The organism is Nonomuraea sp. NPDC049655 (assembly GCF_044465465.1).
GTDB lineage: Bacteria > Actinomycetota > Actinomycetes > Streptosporangiales > Streptosporangiaceae > Nonomuraea.
Genome location: NZ_JBITLS010000019.1, coordinates 46,298 through 71,307 on the forward strand (window position 1 = coordinate 46,298; position 25,010 = coordinate 71,307).

At 71.9% G+C, this 25,010-nt stretch carries 20 protein-coding genes; 7 read left to right on the plus strand and 13 right to left on the minus strand.

Annotated features, from left to right (window positions below):
* Positions 1 to 13: 13 nt before the first annotated feature.
* The 4 genes from ACIBQ6_RS44935 to ACIBQ6_RS44950 all read right to left on the minus strand — a co-directional run bounded on the left by ACIBQ6_RS44935 (position 14) and on the right by ACIBQ6_RS44950 (position 5,384).
* Entirely contained in the window at positions 14 to 826 is an 813-nt protein-coding gene (locus ACIBQ6_RS44935) for a sulfurtransferase (protein WP_397218904.1), read from the minus strand.
* Positions 823 to 1,935 (minus strand): alkaline phosphatase family protein, encoded by a 1,113-nt coding sequence (locus ACIBQ6_RS44940; protein ID WP_397218905.1) that lies wholly within the window; start codon positions 1,933 to 1,935, stop codon positions 823 to 825. The genes ACIBQ6_RS44935 and ACIBQ6_RS44940 overlap by 4 nt, the downstream gene beginning before the upstream one ends.
* A gap of 92 nt (positions 1,936 to 2,027) precedes the next feature.
* A complete protein-coding gene (locus tag ACIBQ6_RS44945) occupies positions 2,028 to 2,618 on the minus strand; it encodes a DUF5998 family protein (RefSeq protein WP_352323634.1) in 591 nt (196 codons plus the stop codon).
* A gap of 96 nt (positions 2,619 to 2,714) precedes the next feature.
* Positions 2,715 to 5,384 carry a GNAT family N-acetyltransferase gene (locus tag ACIBQ6_RS44950; protein WP_358284279.1) on the minus strand — a complete coding sequence of 890 codons (2,670 nt, stop codon included), beginning with the start codon at positions 5,382 to 5,384 and terminating at the stop codon, positions 2,715 to 2,717.
* Between the two features lie 167 nt (positions 5,385 to 5,551).
* On the opposite strand from ACIBQ6_RS44950, the gene ACIBQ6_RS44955 reads away from it, so the two are divergent.
* Positions 5,552 to 6,445 (plus strand): carbohydrate kinase family protein, encoded by an 894-nt coding sequence (locus ACIBQ6_RS44955; RefSeq protein ID WP_397218906.1) that lies wholly within the window; start codon positions 5,552 to 5,554, stop codon positions 6,443 to 6,445.
* Between the two features lie 51 nt (positions 6,446 to 6,496).
* Here the strand turns inward: ACIBQ6_RS44955 and ACIBQ6_RS44960 are convergent, their stop codons facing one another.
* Complete coding sequence (locus ACIBQ6_RS44960; protein ID WP_397218907.1) at positions 6,497 to 8,584, minus strand: RecQ family ATP-dependent DNA helicase; 2,088 nt, start codon at positions 8,582 to 8,584, stop codon at positions 6,497 to 6,499.
* A gap of 146 nt (positions 8,585 to 8,730) precedes the next feature.
* On the opposite strand from ACIBQ6_RS44960, the gene ACIBQ6_RS44965 reads away from it, so the two are divergent.
* Positions 8,731 to 9,558, plus strand: a complete 828-nt coding sequence (locus tag ACIBQ6_RS44965) for a hypothetical protein (RefSeq protein WP_397218908.1) — start codon at positions 8,731 to 8,733, stop codon at positions 9,556 to 9,558.
* On the opposite strand, the gene ACIBQ6_RS44970 is transcribed toward ACIBQ6_RS44965, so the two are convergent.
* On the minus strand, positions 9,548 to 10,384 hold the full coding sequence (locus tag ACIBQ6_RS44970) for a TauD/TfdA family dioxygenase (protein ID WP_358284271.1): 837 nt from the start codon (positions 10,382 to 10,384) through the stop codon (positions 9,548 to 9,550). The genes ACIBQ6_RS44965 and ACIBQ6_RS44970 overlap by 11 nt on opposite strands.
* A 132-nt stretch (positions 10,385 to 10,516) precedes the next feature.
* On the opposite strand from ACIBQ6_RS44970, the gene ACIBQ6_RS44975 reads away from it, so the two are divergent.
* The gene (locus ACIBQ6_RS44975; RefSeq protein WP_397218909.1) at positions 10,517 to 13,009 is read left to right on the plus strand and encodes a DNA topoisomerase (ATP-hydrolyzing) subunit A; all 2,493 of its coding nucleotides are present in this window, start codon (positions 10,517 to 10,519) and stop codon (positions 13,007 to 13,009) included.
* A 70-nt stretch (positions 13,010 to 13,079) separates the two neighbouring features.
* Here ACIBQ6_RS44975 and ACIBQ6_RS44980 read toward each other — a convergent pair whose 3' ends face one another.
* Positions 13,080 to 13,454 carry a VOC family protein gene (locus ACIBQ6_RS44980; protein WP_397218910.1) on the minus strand — a complete coding sequence of 125 codons (375 nt, stop codon included), beginning with the start codon at positions 13,452 to 13,454 and terminating at the stop codon, positions 13,080 to 13,082.
* A 51-nt stretch (positions 13,455 to 13,505) separates the two neighbouring features.
* Between ACIBQ6_RS44980 and ACIBQ6_RS44985 the strand changes: the two genes are divergently transcribed.
* A complete protein-coding gene (locus tag ACIBQ6_RS44985; protein WP_358284265.1) occupies positions 13,506 to 14,072 on the plus strand; it encodes a thioredoxin family protein in 567 nt (188 codons plus the stop codon).
* 27 nt (positions 14,073 to 14,099) lie between these two features.
* Here ACIBQ6_RS44985 and ACIBQ6_RS44990 read toward each other — a convergent pair whose 3' ends face one another.
* Positions 14,100 to 14,420, minus strand: coding sequence for a hypothetical protein (locus ACIBQ6_RS44990; protein WP_352357718.1), 321 nt, complete (start codon positions 14,418 to 14,420; stop codon positions 14,100 to 14,102).
* Positions 14,421 to 14,559: 139 nt separating this feature from the next.
* Here ACIBQ6_RS44990 and ACIBQ6_RS44995 point away from each other — a divergent pair, with 139 nt between their 5' ends.
* Complete coding sequence (locus ACIBQ6_RS44995; RefSeq protein WP_358284263.1) at positions 14,560 to 15,054, plus strand: carbonic anhydrase; 495 nt, start codon at positions 14,560 to 14,562, stop codon at positions 15,052 to 15,054.
* On the opposite strand, the gene ACIBQ6_RS45000 is transcribed toward ACIBQ6_RS44995, so the two are convergent.
* The 3 genes from ACIBQ6_RS45000 to ACIBQ6_RS45010 form a co-directional block, all read right to left on the minus strand.
* Complete coding sequence (locus ACIBQ6_RS45000; RefSeq protein WP_358284261.1) at positions 15,035 to 16,051, minus strand: cytochrome d ubiquinol oxidase subunit II; 1,017 nt, start codon at positions 16,049 to 16,051, stop codon at positions 15,035 to 15,037. The two genes, ACIBQ6_RS44995 and ACIBQ6_RS45000, sit on opposite strands and share 20 nt — an antisense overlap.
* Positions 16,052 to 16,053: 2 nt before the next feature.
* Entirely contained in the window at positions 16,054 to 17,409 is a 1,356-nt protein-coding gene (locus tag ACIBQ6_RS45005; RefSeq protein ID WP_397218911.1) for a cytochrome ubiquinol oxidase subunit I, read from the minus strand.
* 1,264 nt (positions 17,410 to 18,673) lie between these two features.
* Complete coding sequence (locus ACIBQ6_RS45010; protein WP_352327648.1) at positions 18,674 to 20,740, minus strand: DNA topoisomerase IV subunit B; 2,067 nt, start codon at positions 20,738 to 20,740, stop codon at positions 18,674 to 18,676.
* A 247-nt stretch (positions 20,741 to 20,987) separates the two neighbouring features.
* On the opposite strand from ACIBQ6_RS45010, the gene ACIBQ6_RS45015 reads away from it, so the two are divergent.
* Positions 20,988 to 21,218, plus strand: a complete 231-nt coding sequence (locus tag ACIBQ6_RS45015; protein WP_125639804.1) for a hypothetical protein — start codon at positions 20,988 to 20,990, stop codon at positions 21,216 to 21,218.
* A 484-nt stretch (positions 21,219 to 21,702) separates the two neighbouring features.
* Here the strand turns inward: ACIBQ6_RS45015 and ACIBQ6_RS45020 are convergent, their stop codons facing one another.
* Positions 21,703 to 22,404 (minus strand): GNAT family N-acetyltransferase, encoded by a 702-nt coding sequence (locus tag ACIBQ6_RS45020; RefSeq protein WP_397218912.1) that lies wholly within the window; start codon positions 22,402 to 22,404, stop codon positions 21,703 to 21,705.
* A gap of 60 nt (positions 22,405 to 22,464) precedes the next feature.
* Between ACIBQ6_RS45020 and ACIBQ6_RS45025 the strand changes: the two genes are divergently transcribed.
* On the plus strand, positions 22,465 to 23,211 hold the full coding sequence (locus ACIBQ6_RS45025; protein WP_397218913.1) for a YaaA family protein: 747 nt from the start codon (positions 22,465 to 22,467) through the stop codon (positions 23,209 to 23,211).
* Between the two features lie 65 nt (positions 23,212 to 23,276).
* Here ACIBQ6_RS45025 and ACIBQ6_RS45030 read toward each other — a convergent pair whose 3' ends face one another.
* Complete coding sequence (locus tag ACIBQ6_RS45030; RefSeq protein ID WP_397218914.1) at positions 23,277 to 24,938, minus strand: RNA polymerase sigma factor; 1,662 nt, start codon at positions 24,936 to 24,938, stop codon at positions 23,277 to 23,279.
* Positions 24,939 to 25,010: the final 72 nt, after the last annotated feature.

The following is a 25,010-nucleotide window of genomic DNA, read 5'->3' on the forward strand; positions in this document are numbered from 1 at the left end:
CCGCGTTCGGGCGTCAGCCGGTGGCCACCGGGCGGGCGGGGTCGGCGACCCAGTTCGACCAGGAGCCGACGTAGAGGGCCGCGGGCACGCCGGCCAGCTCCAGGGCCAGCACCTCGTGGGCGGCGGTGACCCCCGACCCGCAGTAGGCGCCCACCGGGACGCCCTCGCGCACGCCCAGCCCGGCGAAGCGGTCGCGCAGGACGGCGGGGGCGAGGAACCTGCCGCCCTGGTCGACGTTGCCGGTCGTGGGCGCGCTCACCGCGCCGGGCACGTGCCCGGCCACCGGATCGACGGGCTCGACCTCGCCCCGGTACCGCTCGGCGGCGCGGGCGTCGAGCAGCACGCCCTCGGCGGCCACCGCGGCGGCCTCGTCGGCGGTCAGCGTCGGCATGCCGCCGGGCCTGGCGGTGAAGTCGCCCGGCGCGACCTCGGGCTCGTCCTTCGTGATCGGCAGGCCGGCCTCGGCCCAGGCCGCCAAGCCGCCGTCGAGCACGCGTACGGACCGGTGGCCGAAGTAGCGCAGGGCCCACCAGGCGCGGGCGGCGGTCGTGGAGCCGGCGTCGTCGTAGACCACGACCGGGCGCCCGTCTGACACGCCCAGCGTGCGCATGGCCCGCTGGAACTCGTCGGCGCCGGGCAGCGGGTGGCGGCCGGCGGGACCGGGCGGCGCGGCGAGGTCGGCGTCGACGTCGCAGAAGACGGCGCCCGGGAGGTGCCCCTCGCGATAGAGCTGCACGCCGGGCGGGCCGCCGAGCCGCCAGCGCACGTCGAGCACGGACACGTCGGGCAGCGCGGCGAGCTCGGCGGGCGTGATCAGCGCACTCATCGGGTGGATACCTCCAGCAGCGGGACGTTGAGCTCGGCGGCGGTCAGCGAGCCGTGGTAGCCGGTGAACAGCGCCTCGATCGGATGACGGGTGGGGGCGGTGAGGGCCAGACCGGCGCGGGGCACGGCCACGACGTCGCCGATGCGGCCCAGCCACGCCTCGCGCACCCGGGGCCCGAACCAGCCGGACTCGACCGCCTCCTGCCTGGACACTACCCAGGCGCGGTCGCCGAGCGTCGCGCGCCACGCCTCCATGACGTGCCCGGCGGCTCCGGGTTCGGCGTAGACGTGCCTTGCCCGGGCCTCGCCGCCGAGCAGCGCCACGCCCTCGGTCAGCGCGGGCACCCGCTCGGCGTCGAGCTTCTCGGTGGCGTTGACCATGCCGTGGTCGGCGGTGACGTAGAGGGCCGAACCGGGCGGCAGCGACTCGGCCAGCCGCCGGGCCAGGCCGTCGACGACGGCCAGCTCGCCCAGCCACTCCTCGCCACCCCATCCGGACATGTGGCCGACGGCGTCGAGCTTGCCGTAGTAGGCGGTGACGTGGGCGCGGGGCGCGGCGCGCAGCGCCTCGCCGACGCGGGCGACGATGTCGTCGACGCCGTCGGCGGGCACGTGGCGCACGCCTCGGTACACGGCCCTGGTCAGGCCGGAGCCCTCGAACTCGGCGGGGGCGACGTAGACGGCGTCGACGCCCTGGGCCGCGGCTCGCTGGTAGACGGTGGGGGCGGGCTGCCACTCGTCGGGGTCCATCGTCCGGCCGCCGGGGAGGGTCCAGCGCAGGCAGTTGAACAGGTGGCCGGTGCCGGGGACGGCCAGCGTCAGGCCGACCATGCCGTGCTCGCCCGGGGTCAGGCCGGTGCCGAGCGAGCACAGGCTGGTGACGGTGGTGGCGGGGAAACCGGCGGTGAGGGTGCGGGCGGGCAGGGCGGACAGGAAGGGGGCGGTCTCGGGGTGGGCGCGGAGCAGCTCGGCCCCCAGGCCGTCGACCAGGAGCAGGCAGACGCGCGCCGCGGGGTCGAGGGCCAGCGGGTTGGGCTCGGTCAGGCCGAGGGCGGCCAGCAGCGAACCGGGGAGGTCCGCCAGCGACCCGGCGCCGTAGTCCGGCAGCATCCCCACATCCTAGTGGCCGGGGGTGGTCAGGCGGCGGCCCTGGCGGTCATCTGGGGTGGCCGCGCGATGCGCCGAACGGCGGGCCGTCGTGGTCAGGCGGCGGCTCTGGCGGTGGCCTCGGACAGGGCCTTGGCGAAGGCCAGCACGTGGGTCACCGCCTCGGGGCCGTCGGCCGCCTCGCTGACCCGCAGCGACAGGTCGTCGGCCGTGATCGCGCCGGTGTAGCCGTGGTCGGCGTCGCAGTTCTCGTCGCCGCAGGTGGCCGGCTCCAGGTCGACGTGGGAGATCGCGCCCCAGCCGATGGTGAGGGTGACCTCCGTGGGCGGGACGCCCGGCACGTAGGAGGCCGGGTCGGGCACCACGCGGGTGACGGCCACCGACTGCACGCGGCTCAGCCGGACCGCCTCGGTGGTCGTGGACGCGTGGGAGGCCGAGACGCCCTCGACCGCCGGGTGTTCGTCGGTGTGGCAGACCAGCAGCCTCGTCGTCGACAGCACCAGGACGGTGACGTGCCTGCGGACCTCCATCGCGGGATCGAAGGTGGCCTCGTGGTGGACCACGAACGCGGTCACGGCCTCCTTGCCCAGCGCGGATTCGACCGCATCGGTGACGAGGTCGGGGTAGTAGCCGCTGCGCTCGATCGCTTCACGCAGGCCCGCGGCTGAGACTCGGGTTTCCCTCATGCCTCCATCCTGCCAGGGCCGCGCAGTGCACTCACCCGCCAGACATAACGCTCTATGAACGTCTTTGTCTAGACATGAACGACATTGTGCGCGCGGTCAGGAGAGCCTTCTCGGGCCGCCGTCCAGGCGTGGTCCGGCCGGGGTGCGCAGGGTGGCGCGGGCGCCCAGGATCAGCACCTCCGACTCGCCCACCAGCACCTGGTCGAGGTCGAGCCGGGCCACCTGCGGCAGGTCGTTGGCCAGGCGGCCCACGCGGACGAGCAGCTCCTCCAGGGCGGGGACGGCGACGGGCGGGTAGCCGTACTCGCCGAACAGCAGCGGGGCCGCGCGTACGGAACGCACCAGGGCTGCGGCGTCCTCGCCGGTCAGCGGCGCCAGCCGGAAGCCCTGGTCGAGCAGCAGCCGGGCGGTCACCTCGCCGAGCCCGAACGAGACCACCGGCCCGAACGCGCGGTCCTCGACGACCCCCACGACGGTGGGCACGGCCGGCTGCGGCGCCATGCGCTGCACGGCCAGCTCGACCCGCTCGCCGAGCTGGTCGGCGAACTCGGCGTAGGCATGGCGCACCATCTCGGGGCCGGTGAGCCCCAGGCGTACGGTGCCCGCGCGGCGCGAGGCCCCCGGGTCGGCCACCTTGAGCACCACGGGCCAGCCGAGCCGTTCGGCGGCGGCCACGGCCTCCTCCGGCGAGCGGACGACCTCGGCGGGCCAGACGGTCAGCCCGTAGGACGACAGCAGCTCGGTGGCGTCGATCTCGACCGGCGGGCCCGGCTCGGCGAACCCGCCCGGCTCCTCACCCGCCGGGGCAGGGGCGCCGGACAGCGCGGCCAGCACCAGCTCGCGGGCGCGGGCGGTGTCGAGGCCGTCGAGCTCGGGCGGCGGCACGGCCGGATGCGCCCGCCAGGTGGCGTACCGCACGACGTGGGCCAGGGCCCTGACCGCCTCCTCCGGAGCCGCGTACGACGGGATGGAGCCCCGCGCGGGCGTGCCGCCGGAGCCGCTGGGCACACGCAGCGACGGATGCATGCCGAGATGCCCGCGGAACGTGGCCAGCACCGGCTTGGCGGACCCCTGCGAGACGCGCAGCAGCTCGGCCGCCACCTCGTCCGACTCGCCGGGGATCGGCGGCATGTAGATGACGACGGCCGCGTCGACCTCGTCGGCGGCCAGCTCGCCGGCGAGCGCCGCGCCGAACTCGGCCGGCCCGGCCGCGGCGCCCAGGTTGACCGGCGGGCGCGGTTCGAGGCCGGCCGCCAGGCAGGAGTCGGCGGCCAGCAGGCCGAGGGCGTCGGAGTTGGTCACGAGCGCGACCCTGGGCCCGGCGGGCAGCGGTTGGTAGGCCAGCAGCTGGCCCACGTCGAAGAGCTGGATGAGGTCGTCGACCCTGATCAGGCCGGCCTGGGCGAACAGGGAGCTGATCGCGGAGTCGGGCAGCCCGAGCTCCTCGGCCGAGTGGCCGGCCGGGGTGCCGCCGCTCTTGACCACCACGATCGGCTTGTTGCGCGCGATGCGCCTGGCCAGCCGGGTGAACTTGCGCGGGTTTCCCAGCGACTCCAGGTAGAGCAGGATGACCTCGGTCGCGGCGTCCTCCTCCCAGTACTGCAGGAGGTCGTTGCCCGAGACGTCGGCGCGGTTGCCGGCCGAGACGAACGACGAGATGCCCATGCCGCGCTGGGCCACGCGCTGGAGCAGCGCGGTGCCGAGCGCGCCCGACTGGCTGAAGAAGCCCACCCTTCCGCGGCCCGGCACGGTGGCGGCCAGCGTGGCGTTGAGCTTGACGGCCGGGTCGGTGTTGGCGATGCCCAGGCAGTTGGGGCCGACCACGCGCAGGCCGTAGGAGCGGGCGATGCGGGCCAGCTCGTCCTGCCGGGCGCGGCCGGACGCGCCGGTCTCGCCGAACCCGGAGGAGACCACGACCAGCCCGTGCACGCCCTTCTCGGCGCACTCCTTGACCACGTCGAGGACGCCCTCGGCGGGCACGGCCACGACCGCCAGGTCGACCTCGCCGTCGATCTCGGTCACGCTGGGATAGGCCCGCACGCCCGCGACGGCCCGCACCTGCCGGTGGACGGGGTAGACCGGGCCGGTGAAGTCGGCCGCCAGCAGGTTGCGCAGGACGGTCTGGCCGACGCCGCCGGGCTCGCGCGAGGCGCCGATGACCGCGACCGAGCCGGGGGCCAGCAGGCGCGCGATCGACCGCGACTCGGCGCGGTGCTCGCGCGAGGTCGTCACCTCGGCCGAGGTCTCGGTCGGGGTCAGGTCGAGGGTCATGCGGACGACGCCGTCGGCGAACTGGCTCTGCGCGGTGTAGCCGGCCTGCCGCAGGACGCCCATCATCTTCATGTTGGCGGGCAGCACGTCGGCGACGAACCGCTCGATGCCGCGCTCGCGGGCCGTGGCCGCCAGGTGCTCCAGCAGCACGGAGGCCACGCCCCTGCCCTGGTGGGCGTCCTCGACCAGGAAGGCGACCTCGGCCTCGCCCGGCTCGGTGCGGTCGTAGCGGATGACCGCGACCATCTCGGCGCCGATGGTGGCGATGAGGGCCACGCGGTTGACGTAGTCGACGTTGGTGAAGCGCTCGACGTCGCGGTCGGACAGCCGGGGCCGTGGGCCGAAGAACCGGAAATAGATCGACTCGGCCGACAGACGGGAGTAGAAAGCACGCAGACGGTCGGCGTCGGCGGGCCTGATGGGGCGCACGTGCGCGGTGCCTCCGTCGGCCAGGACGACGTCGGCCTCCCAGTGAGCCGGATACTGTGCCTCCACGCCACGAGCGTAAACCCGCATCCCACATGCCAAGACCGGCGGGCCTCTTGGGCAACGCTTGTGCATCGACTGCTGCCCGGTGTCCGGGGTCAGCCCCACGAACAGCCCGGAAGCTGTTAGTTTTGCCGTGGCCAGGGTCGTTCTGAAGGCAGCAAGGTGGTGGCATCATGACGCGGGTCGTCGTGGTGGGCGATCTCATGACCGACGCGGTCGCGCGCGCCCGTTACGCGCTCGCCAGGGCGAGTGACACGCCCGCGATCGTGACGATGCACGGCGGCGGCTCCGGCGCCAACATCGCCTCGTGGCTCGCCGTCGAGGGCGCGGAGGTGGCCTTCATCGGCCGCCGGGGCGCCGACATCACCGGCCGCAACCGCGACATGGAGCTGATGGGCTACGGCGTCGACGCCCGGCTCGTCATGGATCCCGAGCGGCCCACGGGCACCTGCGTGGTGCTCGTCACGCACAAGGGCGAGCGCACGATGCTCTCCGACCCGGGCGCCAACGCCGCCCTGTCCCCCGAAGACCTGCCGCGCGACCTGTTCGCCTCGGGCGCCCACCTGCACCTTTCGGGCTACACGCTGGTCAACGAGGGCTCGCGCGACGCCGGTCTGGCGGCGCTCGACATGGCGCGCCGCACGGGCATGTCGATCTCGGTCGACTGCGCCTCCTCGGCGCCGCTGGAGCGCACGGGCGCCGAGCCGTTCCTCGAATGGACCAACGGCGCGAAGCTGCTGTTCGCCAACATCGACCAGGCCAAGGTGCTGACCGGCCGTGACGACGCCGAGGCCGCCGCCAAGGTGCTCACCGCGTGGTTCCCGCAGGTCGTCATCAAGATGAACGCCGAGGGCGCGCTGTGGTTCAGCAACGGCCGCCCCGACCCGGTCCGGGTGGCCGCCGAGCCGGTCGACAAGATCGTCGACGGCACGGGCGCGGGTGACGCGTTCTCGGCCGGGTTCCTGCCGCCGTGGCTGGCCGGCAAGCCGCCGGCCGAGTCGCTGGCCGCCGCGTGCCGGCTCGCCGCCAAGGCCATCATGCACCTGGGCGCGCGCCCGCCGTTCTGACCCGCTCCCCGGCCGAGCTTCCCCTGCCCCGGCCGGGCTTCCTTCCGCCGGTCAGGACGTGGTGGCCAGCGCGAGCGGCAGCACCGCCGGCGCGCCGGCGTGCCGGATCAGGGCCGCCGCCAGGGTCATCGTCCAGCCCGTGTCCACGCGGTCGTCGATCAGCAGCACCGGGCCGCCGCACTGCGCGATCGCGGCGCCGAGGTCCTTCGGCATCGCCAGCGTGCCCCTGATCGCCTGGACGCGCTTGGCGCTGTTGAACTGCCGGCCGGGCGACCCCGCCCGGTAGCCCAGCTCGCCCAGGTAGGTCAGCCGGCCCACCTGCGCCAGCCGTTCGGCGAAGCCGCGCACGAGCTGCGGGCGCGTGGCCGACGGCACGTTGACCACGGCCACCGGCCGCTCCTGCCAGTCCCACGCCGACAACACCTGGACGACGGCCTTGAACATGTCGTCGGCCATCGGCCCGTCGGCTCCGGCGAGCAGCTCGCGCAGCCGGTTGCCCCAGCCGATGTCGGTCAGCCGGCCGAGCGCGCGGCCCGGCTCGGCGCCGAGCTCGGGCTTGATCCTGCCGGACAGGTCGGCCAGGCCGGTGGGCCACTGCCTGCGCGCCTCGATCTCGACGCCGGGCCTGCTCAGACGCTCGCGGGCGGTCTCGACGGCCTGGGCGGCGATCTCCGGCGAGCGGTGGCGGCCGGTGCAGTTGTCGCAGCGGCCGCAGGGCGTGGCGGTGTCGTCGTCGAGGTGCCTGCGCAGGTACTGCTCGCGGCACTCCTCGGTGGTCAGGTAGCGCAGCATGGCGTCCTGCTCGGCCTTGCGCTCGGCGGCGATGCGGGCGTAGCGCTCGCTGTCGTAGGCCCAGGGCTCGCCGGTGGACTCCCAGCCGCCCTTGACCCGGCGCACGGCTCCGTCGACGTCGAGGACCTTGAGCATCATCTCCAGGCGGCTGCGGCTCAGGTCGACCGCGGTCTCCAGGGCCTGGGTGGACATCACGCCGCCCTGTTCGAGCGCCTGGAGCGTGGCGCGCACGACGGGCTCGGGCGGGAAGGCCAGGGAGGTGAAGTAGGCCCAGATCTCGCGGTCTTCCGTGCCGGGCAGCAGGATGACCTCGGCCCGCTCGACGCCGCGCCCGGCCCGGCCGACCTGCTGGTAGTAGGCGACGGGCGACTGCGGCGCGCCGACGTGCACGACGAAGCCCAGGTCGGGCTTGTCGAACCCCATGCCGAGCGCGCTCGTGGCGACCAGCGCCTTGATCTTGTTGTTGAGCAGCGCCTCCTCCGCGGCCAGCCGCTCGGCCGGGTCGGTCTGGCCGGAGTAGGCGGCCACCTCGTGGCCCTGCTCGCGCAGGTAGCCGGCGATCTCGTGGGCGGCGGCGACGGTGAGCGTGTAGACGATGCCGGAGCCCGGCAGCTCGCGCAGGGTCTGGGCCAGCCAGGCCAGGCGCTGCTCGGCCGAGGGCAGCTTGACGACGCTCAGGTGGAGGCTCTCGCGCTCCAGCGGGCCGCGCAGCACGAACGTGCCCTCGCCCATCTGCTCGGCGACGTCGCGGGTGACGCGGGCGTTGGCCGTGGCGGTGGTGGCCAGCACCGGGATGCCGGGCGGCAGCTCGTCGAACAGCGTGGCGAGCCGGCGGTAGTCGGGCCGGAAGTCGTGGCCCCAGTCGGAGATGCAGTGGGCCTCGTCGACGACCACGAGCCCGGCGCTCTCGGCCAGCTCGGGCAGCACGTTGTCGCGGAAGTCGGGGTTGTTGAGCCGCTCGGGGCTGACCAGCAGCACGTCGACCATGCCCTCGGCGACCTGGCCGTAGATCTCCTCCCACGCCTCGGGGTTGGCGGAGTTGATGGTGACGGCCCTGATGCCGGCGCGCTCGGCGGCGGCGATCTGGTTGCGCATGAGGGCGAGCAGCGGCGAGACGATGACCGTGGGGCCCTCGCCGAGCTCGCGCAGCAGGGCGGTGGCCACGAAGTAGACGGCGGACTTGCCCCAGCCGGTGCGCTGCACGACGAGCACCCTGCGCCGGTCGAGCACGAGCGCCTCGATGGCGGACCACTGGTCGTCTCGCAGCCGGGCGTGGTCGCCGGCCAGGGCCCGCAGCCGCTCCTCGGCCTCTTCGCGCAGCATCGCCGCGTCGGGGGCTTCAATCATGCCCCCCTTATTACCAGCTTCCACCGACGGAACAGGCCCACCGCGCGTCCCCGCCCGGACGAAGGTGCGGGGTCCGCCGTGCGGAACCGGGGGGCCGGACGGAACGTTGAGCAGACGTCAAGCGCTTTCGCCCCCCAGGAGGGCTGATGACGGGGCTTGTCCACACCCCGGTCGTACCGGCGGCGACGCGTCGCCGGAGGAACACGAAAGATCACTTCGAGATGATGGCCCGGGTGGTGCTGGCCGTCATGATCCTCACCACGGCGGGCTGCGCCGGGACCGATGTGAAGGCGTCCTACCACCCCGCCTTCCTGCCGGTGAAGCTGGAATGGGGAAGCGACGGCAAGGTGCAGGTCTCGGGGGAGACCTCGCTGGTCACGCCGGTCGGCATCTTCTCGATCGGCGCCGAGTACAACCTGCCCGAGGCCGACGACGACGCCTTCTACGTCGTCGTCCGCGACGCCCGCAGAAGCCCGGACAAGCCGGACGTGGCCGGCTTCGATCACATCTACAAGGTCAACAGCGGTTCCGGCGAGTTCATGGCCGTGGTGAACGGCACGGCCGTGATCCAGGTCGTCCGCCGGCAGGTGCTCATCGACGTGACGAACGGCGCCGTGCGGACCATCGAGTTCAAGAACGCCCAGGCCACCGTCAAGGAGCGGTCGGCGGGCATCGGGGAGCGCTGGCAGGAGTACTGGGACACCTCCTTCTACTCCCCCATGGCGCTGTCCAGGTGGGCCTACGACGACTCCACGATGTCGAGCTGGTTCGGCCTGGGCTTCCTGTGGTTCCTGGTGCGCCTCGCGCTGGCGATCGTGCTCGGGGTGGTGGACGTGCTCCTCGTGGTCGGGTGCACGCTCGCCGCCGTGGCGTACGTGCTGGTCGGCCCGACCGGACGCAACATCGTCTACGGCGTGGAGACGCTGCTGTTCCTGTTCTTCGCCCTGTCAGGTTGGGCCGCGCTCAAGCTGTGAGGCGCTCCTCGTCCGCGTGCTCGGGGAAGGCGTTGATCGTGACGCGGTGCATGCGGCGGCGTTCGGTGTAGTCGGCGACCGCGTAGTGCTGGGTGGGTCGGTTGTCCCAGAAGGCCAGCGTGCCGGGACGCCAGTTCAGCCTGCACTGGTACTCGGGCGAGCGGATGTGGTCGATGAGCAGCGGCAGCAGGGCCTCGTTCTCCCGGTCGCTCAGCCCCACCAGGCGGGTGGTGGAGGCCCGGTTGACGAACAGGGCCTTGCGCCCGGTCTCGGCGTGCACGCGGACCACCGGGCGCTCCACCGGCGGCCACTTGGCCTGGATCTCGGCCAGGTCGAACGGGTGCCCCTTGGAGATCGCCTTCTTCATCGACATCGTGATGTCGTGCACGGCGGTCAGCTCGTCGCACAGCCGCTGGATCGACGGCGACAGCGTCTCGTAGGCCAGGTAGGTGTTGGCCCAGCAGGTGTCGCCGCCCACGCTCGGCAGTTGCATGCAGCGCAGCAGCGAGCCCATCGGCGGCGTGGGCTCGAAGGTGTTGTCGCTGTGCCATTCGTCCCCGCCCTCGCCCTTCGGGGAGGTCTGGTCGAGGATGTGGATCGGGCTGCCGGAGTCCTTCTTGAACGCCGGATGGTTGATCGTGCCGAAGTTGAGGGCGAACTGCAGGTGCTGCTCGTCGTCGATGTGCTGGTCGCGGAAGAACAGCACCAGGTGCCGCAGCCACCCCTCGCGCAGGGTCGCGACGTCTTCCGGGGAGAGGGGTTTGCGCAGATCGACCCCGGTGACCTCGGCGCCGATGTGCTTGGTCACGGGATGGAACTCGATCATGGCGAAGCCTCCGGAGGCGGGTGGACGGGGTCCTCGCCTCCGACGGTAAGACCCAAGCAATTGCTTGGTCAAGAGCAGGGCGGCGCGCCGACGAGTCGCGGGCACCCGAGTCTCTTCGGCACAATGTTCGACATGGCCCGACGTACGACTGCACCCCCGCCTGAGGACTTCGAGGAGCGGATCGTCGACATCGACGTCTCCTCCGAGATGCGCAAGAGCTATCTCGAGTACGCGTACTCGGTGATCTACCAGCGGGCTCTGCCCGACGCTCGCGACGGCCTCAAACCGGTGCAGCGGCGCATCCTCTACTCCATGAGCGAGATGGGCCTGCGTCCAGAGCGCGGCCACGTCAAGTCCTCGCGCGTCGTCGGCGACGTCATGGGCAAGCTCCACCCCCATGGCGACAGCGCCATCTACGACGCCCTCGTGCGCCTGGCACAGCCGTTCTCGATGCGCCTGCCGCTGGTCGACGGCCACGGCAACTTCGGCTCCCCCGACGACCTGCCGGCCGCCATGCGCTACACCGAGGCCAGGCTGGCCCCGGCGGCGATGCTCATGGTGGAGTCGCTCGACGAGGACACCGTCAACTTCAAGCCCAACTACGACGGCCAGGAGACCGAGCCCACGGTCATGCCGTCGGCGTTCCCCAACCTGCTGGTCAACGGCACCACCGGCATCGCGGTCGGCATGGCGACCAACATGGCGCCGCACAACCTCGCCGAGGTCGTGGCCGCCGCCCGCCATCTGATCAAGAAGCCCGACGCCACGCTCGACGAGCTGATGAAGTTCGTGCCCGGCCCCGACCTGCCGACCGGCGGCTCGATCATCGGGCTGCAGGGCGTGCGCGACGCCTACGAGACCGGGCGCGGCACGTTCCGCATGCGGGCCAGGTGCGCGGTCGAGCAGATCACGCCGCGGCGCAAGGGCATCATCGTCACCGAGCTGCCCTACAACGTCGGCCCCGAGCGCGTGGTCACCAAGATCAAGGAGCTGGTGACCAGCAAAAAGCTCCAGGGCATCGCCGACCTGAAGGACCTCACCGACCGGCACAAGGGCCTGCGCCTGGTCATCGAGATCAAGAACGGCTTCATCCCCGAGGCCGTCCTGGAGGAGCTCTACCGGCTCACGCCGATGGAGGAGACCTTCGGCATCAACAACGTCGCCCTGGTCGACGGCGAGCCGCGCACGCTCGGCCTGCGCGAGCTGCTGCAGGTCTACGTCGACCACCGGCTGGAGGTCGTGCGGCGCAGGTCCGAGTACCGCCGGCGCAAGCGCGAGGAGCGCCTGCACCTGGTCGACGGCCTGATCATCGCGCTGCTCAACATCGACGAGGTCATCCAGGTCATCCGTTCCTCCGACGACTCGGCGCAGGCCCGCGCCCGGTTGATGGAGGTCTTCGACCTGACCGAGATCCAGGCCGCCTACATCCTCGACACGCCGCTGCGCCGGCTGACCCGGTTCGACAAGCTGGAGCTCGACCAGGAGAAGCAGACGCTGAGCGAGGAGATCGCGGCGCTCACCGAGATCCTGTCCTCGGAGGCGAAGCTGCGGCAGGTGGTCTCGGGCGAGCTGGCCGAGGTGGCCAAGAAGTACGCCACGCCGCGCCGTACCGTGCTGCTGGAGGCGCCGGGCGTGGCCCGCACGCCGGTGGCCTCGCTCCAGGTGGCCGACGACCCGTGCTGGGCGCTGCTGTCCTCCACGGGGCTGCTGGCCCGCACCTCCGACGCGGCTCCGCTGGCGGGTGAGGGCGACCGTTCGGCGCACGACGTGCTGGTGTCGGTGGCGCGCACGTCCGTACGCGGCGAGGTGGGCGTGGTGACGTCGTTGGGCCGGTTGATCCGGGTCCAGGTCGTCGACCTGCCGACGCTGCCGCCCTCGGCCAACCCGCCGACGCTGTCGGGCGGCCATCCGGTCTCCGAGTTCGTCTCGCTGCAGCCCGACGAGAAGGTCGTGGGCCTCGGCTCGCTCGACCCCGACAGCCCCGGGCTGGCGCTCGGCACGGCCCAGGGCGTGGTCAAGCGGGTGGTGCCCGACTACCCGGCCAACCGCGACGACTTCGAAGTGATCACCCTCAAGGACGGCGACACCGTGGTGGGCGCCGCCGAGCTCGACTCCGAGGACCACGACCTGGTCTTCATCTCCTCCGACGCCCAGCTCCTGCGTTACCCGGCCTCGCTGGTGCGTCCCCAGGGGCGTCCGGCCGGCGGCATGGCCGGCATCCGGCTCGACGGCGGCGCCCGGGTGATCTGGTTCGGCGTGGTCGACCCCTCGCGTCCGGCGCAGGTGGTCACCGTGGCCGGGTCCTCGACGGCGCTGCCGGGCACGCAGGTCGGGGGCGGCAAGGTCTCCGACTACGCCGAGTTCCCTGCCAAGGGCCGGGCCACCGGCGGCGTGCGGGCCCAGCGGTTCCTGAAGGGCGAGGACGAGCTGCTGCTCGCCTGGGCCGGCCCCGCGCCCGCCAAGGCCGTGTCGGCGGTGGGCAAGCCGGTGCCGCTGCCGGAGGAGATCGGCCGCCGCGACGGCTCCGGCGTGCGGCTGACCCACACCATCGGCGCCGTCGGCGGCGCCCTGGCTGCGGGGCCGCAGGCCGACGCGCCGGCGCCGCCGGTGACCGAGGCGGAGTGATCCCCGGCCGGCGGAGGGCGGCCTCGGCCCCCTCCGCCGGCTCAGGGAGACCTGAACGGCGGGCGTCCGGTCAGTCGCGGCAGAGGCAGAACGTGTGGCCGGCGGGGTCGAGGAAGACCCGGAAGCTGTCGTCCTCGCTCGGCTGCCGCTCGTGCTTGGTCGCGCCGATCTCCACCACCTGCCGCTCGGCCTTGTCCATGTCGGTGACGGTGACGTCGATGTGGAGCTGCTGCGGCCGATCGCCCTCCGGCCAGGTCGGCGGCCGGTGGCCGGGCACGCGCTGGAAGGCCAGGCGCTTGGGCGAGCCGCCGTCCTCGACGACCACCCAGCTGTCGTCCTCGTACGTGACGGGCCAGCCGAGCAGGCGCGAGTAGAACTCGGCGAGCGCCCGCGGCTCCGGGCAGTCGAGGACCGTCGTGCGGAACTCCGCGATGCCGGCCATCATTCACCTCCTGGACTTGTTTCGCCGGCGCCCCGGCCGACGAGAATGAGGGTCATGGCTGCCAATTCGTTCATGGTTCCCCTGGGCACTCCCGCGCCCGCCTTCGACCTCACCGCCATCGACGGCGGCAGCGTCTCGCTCGCGGACCTCAAGGGCTCTCCCGCCACGCTCGTGGTCTTCCTGTCCAACCACTGCCCCTACGTACGGCACATCGAGACGGGCCTCGGCACGCTGGCCGCGGGCTACGGCTCCAGGCTGTCGGTGGTGGGCATCTGCAGCAACGACAGCGTGAACTACCCCGACGATGATCCCACACACCTGGCCGGACAGGCCCGGCGCGCGGGGTTCCCGTTCCCGTACCTGCTGGACGACACCCAGGACGTCGCCAAGGCCTACCGCGCGGCCTGCACGCCCGACTTCTTCCTCTACGACGGCGACCTGCGGCTCGTCTACCGGGGAGAGTTCGACGGGTCGCGCCCGGGCAACTCGGTCCCGGTGACGGGCTCCTCGCTGCGCGCGGCGGTCGACGCGCTGCTGGCGGGCGATCCCGTCCCGGCCGAGCAGCGCGCCTCGATCGGCTGCGGCATCAAGTGGCGGCCGGGGAACGAGCCCACGGCCTGACAGGGCCTGACCGCAGCCTGAACACGGTCAGGCGGAGGCGGCGGCCTCGATGGCGGCGGGCAGGGCGAGCAGGAGTTCGTGGGGCTCGCCGCCGGTCCACGACCGGATCAGCCGGACCCCGGCCTCCCCCGGGTCGAACTCCTCGCAGCCGAGCGGCCCGTAGCAGCCCGCCTGGTCGAGCATGAGGATGATGGGGTCGTCCTCGGGCAGGCCGGCGGCGTACGCGGCGGTGTCGAGCAGGGCCAGCGCGCATCTGGCGTTGCGCCCGTCGTCGTTGGACTCCACACGGTCGAGGCGGCGCCGGGCCTGAGCGCGGAGATACGCGGCGAGCGATTCGGACCTACTCACGACTGACCTTCTTCGACGGCGTACAGATGGTGACGACATCATCACTCAAGGTGAGTGATTTTCGTGGGACCTTCGGGAACTCGCGCCAGTCGCCACCCCGGAAAGCATCATCTTTGGGACGTAAGGGAAGATCTGAGGCATGACTGCGTTCGACGACCTGTATGCCGCCAACGCGAAGTACGCCAAGGACTTCGGCGACTCCGGGCTCACCGGCCGGGCAGCCCGCGGGCTTGCCGTGGTGACCTGCATGGACTCCCGCATCGACCCGCTGGGCCTGCTGGGCCTGCAGCCCGGCGACGCCAAGATCCTGCGCAACGCGGGTGCGCGGGTCACCGACGACGTGCTGCGCACGCTGGTCCTCGCCGTGTACCTGCTGGGCGTCGAGCGCGTCCTGGTCATGCCGCACACCGACTGCGGGATGACCAAGGTGACGGACGCCGACGTGCACGACCTGACCAGCGCCCGGGGGGTGGACACCCGCAGCCTGGAGTTCCACACCGTCCCCGACCAGGGCGAGGCGCTGCGCCACGACCTCACCCGCATCCGCACGACCCCGTTCCTGCCCGCCGACATGCCGGTGACGGGCGCGATCTACGACGTGCGCACGGGCCTGCTCACGCCGGTCGGCGACTGATCTCGCCGCGCTCGCGCTGGAAGGTGGCGTACAACCACCACAACGACGGGACCAGCAGGACCGCGCCGACGGCCAGCGAGCCCAGGCTGGCCCCCAGCACCGCGTCGGTGGCCGCGGCCTGGTCGAGGGTGAGGCCGGGGAGCAGCACGGGGTACTGCCCCACGCCCCAGCCCCACAGCAGCCCGGTCACGGCCAGCGCGGCGCTGAGGCGTACCGCCAGATAGGCCCGCCGCCACAGCAGCACCAGCGAGGCCAGCCCGGCCAGCACCGACAGCGCCAGCAGCGGCAGGGCGCGGCCGGTGGTCAGCTCGGCGAACAGGGCGGGCGCGTCGGCGCGCAGCACGAGCAGGCTCACCGCCGCCAGCACGCCGACCACCGCCCCGCAGCCCAGCGCCCGCCGCCGGAACTCCTCGGCCAGGTCCTCCTGGCCGCCGCGCTGGGCGTCGCGGGTCAGGTAGACGGCGGCCAGGTACGCGGCCGTGCCGACGCCCAGCGCGCCGACCGCCATCGACGTGGGGTTGACCCAGCTTCCGACCAGGTCGCCCTTGGCGACGCCGGGCGGCACCCGGCCGGAGGCGATGCCGCCCGCCGCGGCGCCGAGGAAGAACGGGGTCACCACCGAGGAGAAGGCGAAGGTGGCGCCGAACAGCCGCCGCTGCCAGAGCCGCGCGGAGACCTTGCGGAACGCGAACGCCGCGCCGCGCCCGATCACGCCCAGCGCCACCAGCGTGAGCGGGATGTAGAGGGTGGAGGCGACCGAGGCGAACACCGACGGCACGCCGGTCCAGGCCAGCACGATCACGAAGATCAACCAGACGTGGTTGGCCTCCCAGACCGGGCCGATGGAGTGCTCCACCAGGTCCCGCCGCCGCCGGCCGCGTTCGGCGCCGCCCGCCAGCAGGTCCCAGACGCCGCCGCCGAAGTCGGCGCCGCCGAACAGGACGTACGCCGTCAGCCCGACCCACAGGACGGCCAGCATGATCTGCGGCAGCGGCATCGTCACACGACCTTGTAGCCGGTGACGTCGGGCTCCTGCGGCGCCAGCGGCACCGGCACGTCGCGGGACAGACGGCGCATCACGTACACGGTGGCCACGGTCAGGGCCACATAGACGGCCGTGACCAGCGCGAACCCGTACACCAGGCCCGGCGCGGGGTTGACCGCCTCCGCCGTGCGCATCACCCGGAACACGATCCACGGCTGGCGTCCGACCTCGGTGACCACCCAGCCGCTCTCCAGCGCCAGCACGGCGGCCACGCCCGACAGCGCGGCGGCGCGCAGGAACCACGGGGACTCCGGCAGGTCACGCCGCCGTTTCCAGGACAGCGCGAGGCAGGCCCCGAGCAGCAGCAGCCCGAAGCCCACCAGCACCATGATCTGGAACGCCCAGTGCACCATGTTGACCGGCGGCCGGTCGGCGAGCGGCACCTGCTCCAGGCCGGCGATCTCCGCGTGCGGGTTCCAGTGGGCCAGCAGGGACAGGCCGTAGGGGATCTCCAGGGCGTACTTCAGCTCGCCGTCCACCGCGATCCCGCCCAGGTGCAGCGGCACGCCCCGGCCCGTGCGGAACACGCCCTCCATGGCGGCCAGCTTGACCGGCTGGTACTCGGCCACGAAGTGCGCGGCCCAGTCGCCGACGCCGATCTGCACGGGCGTGACGGCCGCCGCGACCGTGAGCGGCAGCAGCAGGCCGAGCCGGTGGTAGCGGTCGCGCCGGCCGCGCAGCATGGCGAGCGCGTACACGCCGGCCATCAGGAACCCGGCCACCATGAACGCCGCCAGGATCATGTGCACGGTCTGGGGCGGCGTGGCCCGGTTGAACATCGCCGCCCATGGATCGACGGCCACGATCCGGCCGCCCGCGACCTCGTACCCCGTGGGCTGCTGCATCCAGGCGTTGGCGGCGACCACGAAGAACGCGCTGGCCACCCCCGCCAGCACGATCGGGATCCCGGTCAGCAGGTGCGGGACGGGACGCAGGCGGTCCCAGGCGTACAGGTAGATGCCGAGGAAGATGGCCTCGACGAAGAACGCGATGCCCTCCAGGGAGAACGGCAGGCCGATGACCTCGCCGTACACGCCCATCATGCCCGGCCACAGGAGGCCCATCTCGAACGACAGGATCGTCCCCGAGACCGCGCCGACCGCGAACAGCACCCCGAGCGCCCTGGCCCAGCGTCGCGCCAGCAGCCGGTAGTTGTTGTCCCCGGTGCGATGCCCGCGCCACTCGGCCAGCAGGGTGATGGCGGGCATGCCGACGCCGAGACAGGCGATGATGATGTGCCAGCCGAGGGACAACGCCATCTGCATGCGCGCCGCCCCCAGATCCACCGCCGCCCCCGCGGTCACCCCCATCGCCGTTCCTCTCCCCCCGCCCATCGGGGCCGTGAACTTCGTCGGGGGATCTGGCAGGGCTCGTCCCAGGAGGTAATCCGCGAAACGGCTGCGTCCCGCCCGTACCCCGCCCACCCGTGGATGACACTACGTAACTGGCGATCACCGTCCGCAAGGGTTGCGTGCGGAAGTCCACGAGGCCCCAGGAGCCTCCAGAACGCCCTACTAGCACGCGGACCCCAGCCGTGACCTCAGAAGCCCTACGTGAGGCTCTGAGAGCCTTGGGGCCAGTGCCGGTGCGACGCCGGACGACGAAGCTGGTCCAAGGCCCTCGCTGACCCAGGCGCGACATGCTCTTACCGGCGGCCACCGTGATGACCGGCTCCCACGTCCTGCGCGGGCACACCGAGGCGGCGCAGGTTCCGGGTGACGCCCCAAGCCGACACGCCCACAGCACCGGTCGGGGCTCTAGGCGGAGCCATGAACGGGCCCGAGCGGCCCACACCCGCTGCGCATCTCTGCAGCGGACACAGAACCTGAGGCGCGCTGCGCTGCCAACGAAGCCCATCCCAGCCGGCCGAACCGTCGGTGGCGGGCGAGACCGAGGTGCCTGCGAAAGACCACGTGCGACAGAGAGCGCATCACCGCAAGCGCCCCCTGAACGCCCTGTGACCGGCGTGCCGCCAGGGCGGCCGTCTGGCGGCGGAAGCGACGGGCCCCTTCCGACCTGGGCAGAACCCTTCGAGACGGGGTCGCCGGGGTTGCCAAGCAGCCCCGCGCCCTACCAAACGTGCAGCGCCCGAGCATCGGCCGGGAGCTCCGCCCGACCTCCCATGAGGACTTCCTCAAGCCAGCCCGCGCGCCATCCGCCGGCAACGCCACACCTCCTTGGGCCAGAAACCCTGCTGCCCGGGGGCGTTCCGAGGCCCTGCATGTCCTCCTGAACCCGATGCCGGCCTTGAGCCCGATGCCGCCCCAATCCGGCGTCCTCCTGAGCCCGGCGTCGCGCTGGCCCGATGACACCCGGAATCCGGCGTCCTCCCGCCTGGCCCGATGACGCCGCCATCACCTTGAGCCCAGGGGCCAGATTGAGGCGCGGTGACGTGACATTCGGCGGCCCCAGTAGCTCCGTCGCGTTGGAACCCGGTGGCGTTCTGCCGGCGAGGTTGCAGCACGGCAGCGCCGCGGACATGGGCGCAAGGCCCCTGAAACCTGGGCCCTTGCTTGAGCCGGTGGCAGCGAAACCCGGGGCCAGATACGTGACCCCGGGTGAGAGCCTCCAGGCTCAGGCGTCGATGTGGTCGCGGTCGACCTCGGCCGCGCTGCTGACGATGAACTCCCGTCGCGGCGCCACGTCGCTCCCCATGAGCAGACTGAAGATGGCCTCGGCCCCCTCGGCGTCCTCGATGCGGACCCGGCGCAGCACCCGGTGCCGCGGGTCCATCGTGGTCTCGGCGAGCTGGTCGGCGTCCATCTCCCCGAGGCCCTTGTACCGCTGCACCGGGTCCTTCCAGCGCTTGCCCCGCCGTTCCAGGTCGCGCAGGACCTTCTGCAGCTCGGCGTCGGAGTAGCAGTAGATGTACTTCTCCTTGCCGCGCCCGGGGTTGGTGAGCTCGATGCGGTGCAGCGGCGGCACGGCCGCGAACACCCGGCCGGCCTCCACCATCGGCCGCATGTAGCGGTGGAACAGGGTGAGCAGCAGGCAGCGGATGTGCGCGCCGTCGACGTCGGCGTCGGCCATGAGGATGACCTTGCCGTAGCGGGCCGCCTCGATGTCGAACGAACGCCCCGACCCGGCCCCCACCACCTGGATGATCGCGGCGCATTCGGCGTTCTTGAGCATGTCGCTCACGGACGCCTTCTGCACGTTGAGGATCTTGCCGCGGATCGGCAGCAGCGCCTGGAACTCGGAGTCGCGGGCCAGCTTGGCCGTGCCGAGCGCGGAGTCGCCCTCGACGATGAACAGCTCGCTGCGGTCGACGGCGTCGCTGCGGCAGTCGACCAGCTTGGCGGGCAGCGCGGAGTTCTCCAGGGCGCTCTTGCGCCGCTGGTTGTCGCGGTGCTCGCGGGCCGCGATGCGGGCCTTGGCAGCGGCGACGATCTTCTCCAGCACGGCCCGCAGCGGCTGCTTGAACCCGCGCGGCGGGTTGGCGAACAGCTCCTTGAGCTCGCGCGAGACCACGTGGGAGACGATGCGGGTGGCCGCGGAGGTGCCGAGCACCTCCTTGGTCTGCCCCTCGAACTGCGGCTCGGGCACCCGGACGGTGACCACGCCGGTCAGCCCCTCGGAGATGTCCTCCTTGTTGACCGGGTCGTCGCCGCTCTTCAGCAGCCGGGTCTCGCGCAGCAGCTCGTTGATCGTGCGGACCAGGCCGCGCTCGAAACCGGTCAGGTGGGTGCCGCCCTTGGGCGTGGCGATCACGTTGACGAACGAGCGCACGGTCGACTCGTAACCCTTGCCCCACCGGACCGCCACGTCGACGGTGAGCTCGCGCTGCACCTCGGTGGGCGTCATGTGGCCCTGGTCGTCGAGGACCGGCACGGTCTCGTGGAAGTGGCCCACGCCCTGCAGCCGCAGCACCTCGCAGACGGGCTCGTCGCGGGCCAGGAACTCGGTGAACTCGGAGATGCCGCCGTCGAAGCGGAACTCCTCGCCGGTACGCTCCTCGCCCCTGCTGTCGAAGACCGCCAGGGTCAGGCCGGGCACCAGGAACGCGGTCTGCCGCAGGCGCACGTGGATCTCGTCGAGCGAGACCTCGGCGTCGGGCAGGAAGATCTGCTTGTCGGCCCAGAAGCGCACACGGGTGCCCGTGACGTTCTTGGGCAGGTTGCCGCCGATCCGCAGCCCGGACTTCTTCTTGAACTTGGCCGTGGGCCCGTCGCCGTCGAAGACGCCGGGCACGCCGCGCCTGAAGCTGATCTCGTGGACCCGCCCGTCGAGGTCGACCTCGACGTCGAGCCGGGAGGACAGGGCGTTGACCACGGAGGCGCCCACGCCGTGGAGGCCGCCGGAGGCGCCGTAGGAGCCGCTGCCGAACTTGCCGCCGGCATGGAGCTTGGTGTAAACGAGCTCGACGCCGGCCAGGCCGGTCTTGGGGTGGATGTCAACGGGGATGCCGCGGCCGTTGTCCCGCACCTCGATGGAGCCGTCGGCGTAGAGCTCGACCTCGATGCGGTCGCAGTGGCCGGCCAGGGCCTCGTCGACCCCGTTGTCCACGATCTCCCAGAGGCAGTGCATGAGCCCGCGGCTGTCGGTGGACCCGATGTACATGCCCGGCCGCTTGCGTACGGCCTCGAGGCCCTCAAGCACCGACAGGTGACGAGCTGTGTAACCCGCCTCCACTACCGTCACTCTTGCTCCCCTGGTCTAAGCATCGAACACGTGTGCGTAGCCTACCGTTCTTCCCTCAGGCGCGCGTACAAGCTTGCCATGGCGACACGTTTGCCGTTACCAACCGGCTGATCACCATTACTTTCGGACACATTCTGCTCTGGGCGTAGCGAGGCGGAGGTTGGGAACGTCCACGTCCGGTTAGATGTTGTCTCAAGTGACTGACGCCAGATCCTCGCTTCGGCGGGGGTGACCCGAAAGGCGATACGTGACTGGAGCTCTCGCCCCCGTTAAGCCGCTGACGGCCCTCGACCGCTGCGACCGCTGCGGCGCCCAGGCCTACATTCGCGCGACCCTGCCTGTTGGTGGGGAGCTGCTGTTCTGCGCCCACCATGGGCGTCAGCACGTCGCAGCGCTGCGCGAAAAGGGCGCCGACATCCTGGACGAGTCGGCTCGCCTCAGCGAAACCCCGTCAATGAACCCCAACGACGACCGCTGACGCGTTCGTTGTGATCACATAACCACATATTGCACGACCAGTTCGGCGATCCCGGCACACCACGCCGGGATCGCCGTTCTGCGTTCAGCCCCGTCGTTCAGCCCTGTCCAGGCGGTGGTCAGAGCGCCCGCAAGCGATGGTTCAGGTCACACGCACGTAGGTGGCCAGACCGCGCACAGGCAGGGCTGGGTGCGCGAAGGCGGTCGCCGGGTTGCGCGAAGACGGTGGTCCAGGGCACACGCAGGCGGTGAATCAGGCCACACGCAGGCGATGTCCGGGCGCACGCAGACTGTGGCCCTGGACACACGTACACGCGGATCCAGAACGCGGACGGAGACGGGGCGCAGGTGGCCGTGCCTGCCGTGTGCCAGGCCCCCGCACGGTGGTCAGAGGGCCGCCCGGGCGCCGGAGCCAAGACCCTCCGCACGCGGCGTGGTTCGGGCCGTGCACACGCCTTTGGTCCAGGCCGGTCGTACGGCTCAGGTCACGGTGTTCGCACGCGGTAGTGGTATCGGCCGATGGTCTGGAAACCCTCGCCGCGGTACAAAGCCTGAGCCCCGTGGTTAGGCTCGGTGGTGACCAGGTACGCGCTCTTCGCCCCGGCATGCCTGGTCAGGGCGCGCAGCACCGTACGGGCCAGCCCGCGCCGCCGGGCCCGCGGCAACGTCGCCATGCAGAAGATCCCCGCCGTGTCCCCCTGCGGCACGACCCGGCCGACCGCGACCGGCACGCCGTCCTCCTCGACGGCCCCGTACCAGGCGGGCACGCCGGTGCAGATGCGGGCGGCCTCCTCCAGGCCGGCGCCGTACCTGCCGTCTACGGACCACCAGGTCTCCAGCCATTCCGGCCACGGATGGTCCTCGATCCGCACCGGGCCGCGCGGCTCGGCCGACGGCGATCCGGCCATGACGACCGTCGGATCGACCAGCTCGTACCCTCTGCGGGCCAGCTCGGCGTCCAGGCCGGCCCAGGTGCCGGGGCCGACGGAGAAGGCGCAGCTCTGTCCCCGCTCGCCGTAGAACGCCTCGGCGGCGCCGATCGCGGCGTCCAGGTCGGCGGGGGCGTTCAGGGCGAGCACCGAGTTCGCCCGTTTGGTCACGCCGCCGGCGGAACGCAGCACCCAGCCGTCGTGGACGCGCTGCTCGTAGGCCGGCCACGCCTGGTGCACCAGCAGGTCGACGTTCATCCGCGCAGCCTAGCCGACCAGCGCGAACACCCTCTGACCGGCCCGTTAGGGTGTGGGGTTGTGCTGATTCTGCTGCCGCCGTCCGAAGGAAAGGCCGCCGAGGGGAGCGGTCCGCCGCTCGGCGAGCTGTCCTTCCCCAAGCTCGACCGTGCCCGCAAGCGGGTCGTGACCGCGCTCATCCGGGCCTCCAAGCGCCGCGACGCCGCGCAGGTGCTCGGGCTGACGCCCGGTCTGGCGGGCGAGGCGGCCAAGAACACGGCGCTGAAGACCGCGCCCACCCTTCCCGCCGCCGACCTCTACACCGGCGTCCTGTACGACAACCTCGGCCTGAACACCCTGGACGACGCCGCCAGGGCCAGGGCGGAGGAGTCCGTGCTGATCTTCTCCGGCCTGTGGGGCGTGTTGCGCGTCTCCGACCGGGTGCCGCCGTACCGCCTGTCCATGGGCGTCAGCCTGCCGCCGCTGGGCGGCCTGGCCGCCTACTGGCGCACGCACCTGGCCAAGGAGCTGGACCGGATGCCGGGGCTGGTGGTGGACCTGCGCTCGGCCACGTACGCGGGGGCCTGGCAGCCCGGCGACCGGTCGGTGTCGGTACGCGTCTTCCGCGACGGCAAGGTCGTCAGCCACATGGCCAAGGCCACGCGAGGCGAGATCGCCCGCGTCCTGCTCCAGCAGGAGGAGGCCCCCGGCACGCCCGGCGAGCTGGCCAAGACCCTCGACAACCTGGGCTGGACGGTCGACCTCGCCGAACCCGCCCGGCCGAACCGCCCCTGGCTGCTCGACGTGCACGTCACCGACCCGGCCTGACGCCCCCGGAAACGGCGATCGCCCCGCCCGGAGGGTTCCGGACGGGGCGATCGACGAGGTGGCTCCTAGTCCAGGTAGTCGCGCAGGACCTGGGACCTGGACGGGTGACGCAGCTTGGACATGGTCTTCGACTCGATCTGGCGGATGCGCTCACGGGTGACCCCGTAAACCTTGCCGATCTCGTCGAGCGTCTTCGGCTGCCCGTCGGTGAGGCCGAACCGCATCGACACGACGCCCGCCTCCCGCTCCGACAACGTGTCGAGAACGGAGTGCAGCTGCTCCTGCAGCAGCGTGAAGCTGACGGCGTCGGCCGGCACGATGGCCTCGGAGTCCTCGATGAGGTCACCGAACTCGCTGTCGCCCTCCTCACCCAGCGGGGTGTGGAGGGAGATGGGCTCGCGGCCGTACTTCTGGACCTCGACGACCTTCTCGGGCGTCATGTCCAGCTCGCGGGCCAGCTCTTCCGGCGTGGGCTCGCGGCCGAGGTCCTGCAGCATCTGCCGCTGGACCCGGGCCAGCTTGTTGATCACTTCGACCATGTGGACCGGGATGCGGATGGTCCGCGCCTGGTCGGCCATGGCACGCGTGATCGCCTGCCGGATCCACCACGTGGCGTAGGTGGAGAACTTGTAGCCCTTGGTGTAGTCGAACTTCTCCACGGCCCTGATCAGACCGAGGTTGCCCTCCTGGATCAGGTCGAGGAACAGCATGCCGCGCCCGGTGTAGCGCTTGGCCAGCGAGACCACGAGCCGGAGGTTGGCCTCCAGCAGGTGGTTCTTGGCCCGGCGGCCGTCTTCGGCGATCCATTCGAGCTCGGCCCGGACGTCGACCGGCAGGCTGTCGGTCTCGCCGCCGCCGAGCTGCTCCTCGGCGAACAGACCGGCCTCGATGCGCTTGGCCAGCTCGACCTCCTGCTCAGCGTTGAGCAGGGGGACCTTGCCGATCTGCTTGAGGTAGTCCTTCACCGGGTCGGCGGTGGCGCCGGCGGCGGCCACCTGGGCGACCGGGGCGTCGTCGTCGTCGTCGGACAGGATGAGGACCTCGTCCTCGGTCTTGTCCGCGGTGGCGGCGACGACGTCGGCGGCCTTGGGCTCGTCGTCGGAGTCGTCGTCGGAGTCGGAGTCACCCTCGGAGTCGGAGTCGTCCTCGGCCACGATGTCGTCGACCTCGATGTCCTCGAGGTCCTCCAGCTCCACGTCGCCGTCGAGCTCGAGATCGTCGTCGTCGGAGTCGGTCGCCTTGAGGCCCTCGGGTGCCTTCGGCTTGGTCTCGGCAGGCCCAGCGCTGACTTCTGGCTTGGCCTTCTTGGCGGCGGCCGGAGCCGCCTTCTTCGGAGCGGGAGCGGCCTTCTTGGCCGGAGCCGGCTTCTTGGCGGCCGGCTCGGCCTCAGCGGCGCCCACGACCGCGGTCACGGTCTCGGGCTGCTGCTCTTTGGCGGCCGCTGCCGTCTTGGTCTTGACGGGGGCAGCGGTGCGGCGCTTTGCTGGACCACGAGACTTCTTCGGCGCAGCCGAATCCGCGGCGGTCACCACCACGGTCACGCCCTCTTTGCTGAGGTTCCGCAAGAACGCGGCGGCGTGCGACATGGGGATGTCCGCCTCCTCGAAGGCCTGACGGACATCCTCAGACTCGAGGAAACCCTGCGAGCGCCCACGCTCGAGCAGTCGCTGAATGACGGGCTCGTTCAGCTCTTGTGGCTTCGAGCGAGTCGAACTTGCAGGCGACACGAACACCTCTCGAACGAACGCGTGGCGACAATGGACCCAGATGCCCGCTGGGGGCTGTTGCCTCTCTCGGAG

Bases quoted from the DNA above. Each gene is read 5' to 3' on its own strand.
- ACIBQ6_RS44935 (WP_397218904.1), bottom strand. From the start codon at position 826: ATGAGTGCGCTGATCACGCCCGCCGAGCTCGCCGCGCTGCCCGACGTG.
- ACIBQ6_RS44965 (WP_397218908.1), top strand. From the start codon at position 8,731: ATGACGGGGCTTGTCCACACCCCGGTCGTACCGGCGGCGACGCGTCGC.
- ACIBQ6_RS44940 (WP_397218905.1), bottom strand. From the start codon at position 1,935: ATGCTGCCGGACTACGGCGCCGGGTCGCTGGCGGACCTCCCCGGTTCG.
- ACIBQ6_RS45020 (WP_397218912.1), bottom strand. From the start codon at position 22,404: ATGAACGTCGACCTGCTGGTGCACCAGGCGTGGCCGGCCTACGAGCAG.
- ACIBQ6_RS44970 (WP_358284271.1), bottom strand. From the start codon at position 10,384: ATGATCGAGTTCCATCCCGTGACCAAGCACATCGGCGCCGAGGTCACC.
- ACIBQ6_RS44995 (WP_358284263.1), top strand. From the start codon at position 14,560: ATGACTGCGTTCGACGACCTGTATGCCGCCAACGCGAAGTACGCCAAG.
- ACIBQ6_RS44985 (WP_358284265.1), top strand. From the start codon at position 13,506: ATGGCTGCCAATTCGTTCATGGTTCCCCTGGGCACTCCCGCGCCCGCC.
- ACIBQ6_RS44955 (WP_397218906.1), top strand. From the start codon at position 5,552: ATGACGCGGGTCGTCGTGGTGGGCGATCTCATGACCGACGCGGTCGCG.
- ACIBQ6_RS44980 (WP_397218910.1), bottom strand. From the start codon at position 13,454: ATGATGGCCGGCATCGCGGAGTTCCGCACGACGGTCCTCGACTGCCCG.
- ACIBQ6_RS45005 (WP_397218911.1), bottom strand. From the start codon at position 17,409: ATGGGGGTGACCGCGGGGGCGGCGGTGGATCTGGGGGCGGCGCGCATG.
- ACIBQ6_RS45000 (WP_358284261.1), bottom strand. From the start codon at position 16,051: ATGCCGCTGCCGCAGATCATGCTGGCCGTCCTGTGGGTCGGGCTGACG.
- ACIBQ6_RS44960 (WP_397218907.1), bottom strand. From the start codon at position 8,584: ATGATTGAAGCCCCCGACGCGGCGATGCTGCGCGAAGAGGCCGAGGAG.
- ACIBQ6_RS44945 (WP_352323634.1), bottom strand. From the start codon at position 2,618: ATGAGGGAAACCCGAGTCTCAGCCGCGGGCCTGCGTGAAGCGATCGAG.
- ACIBQ6_RS44975 (WP_397218909.1), top strand. From the start codon at position 10,517: ATGGCCCGACGTACGACTGCACCCCCGCCTGAGGACTTCGAGGAGCGG.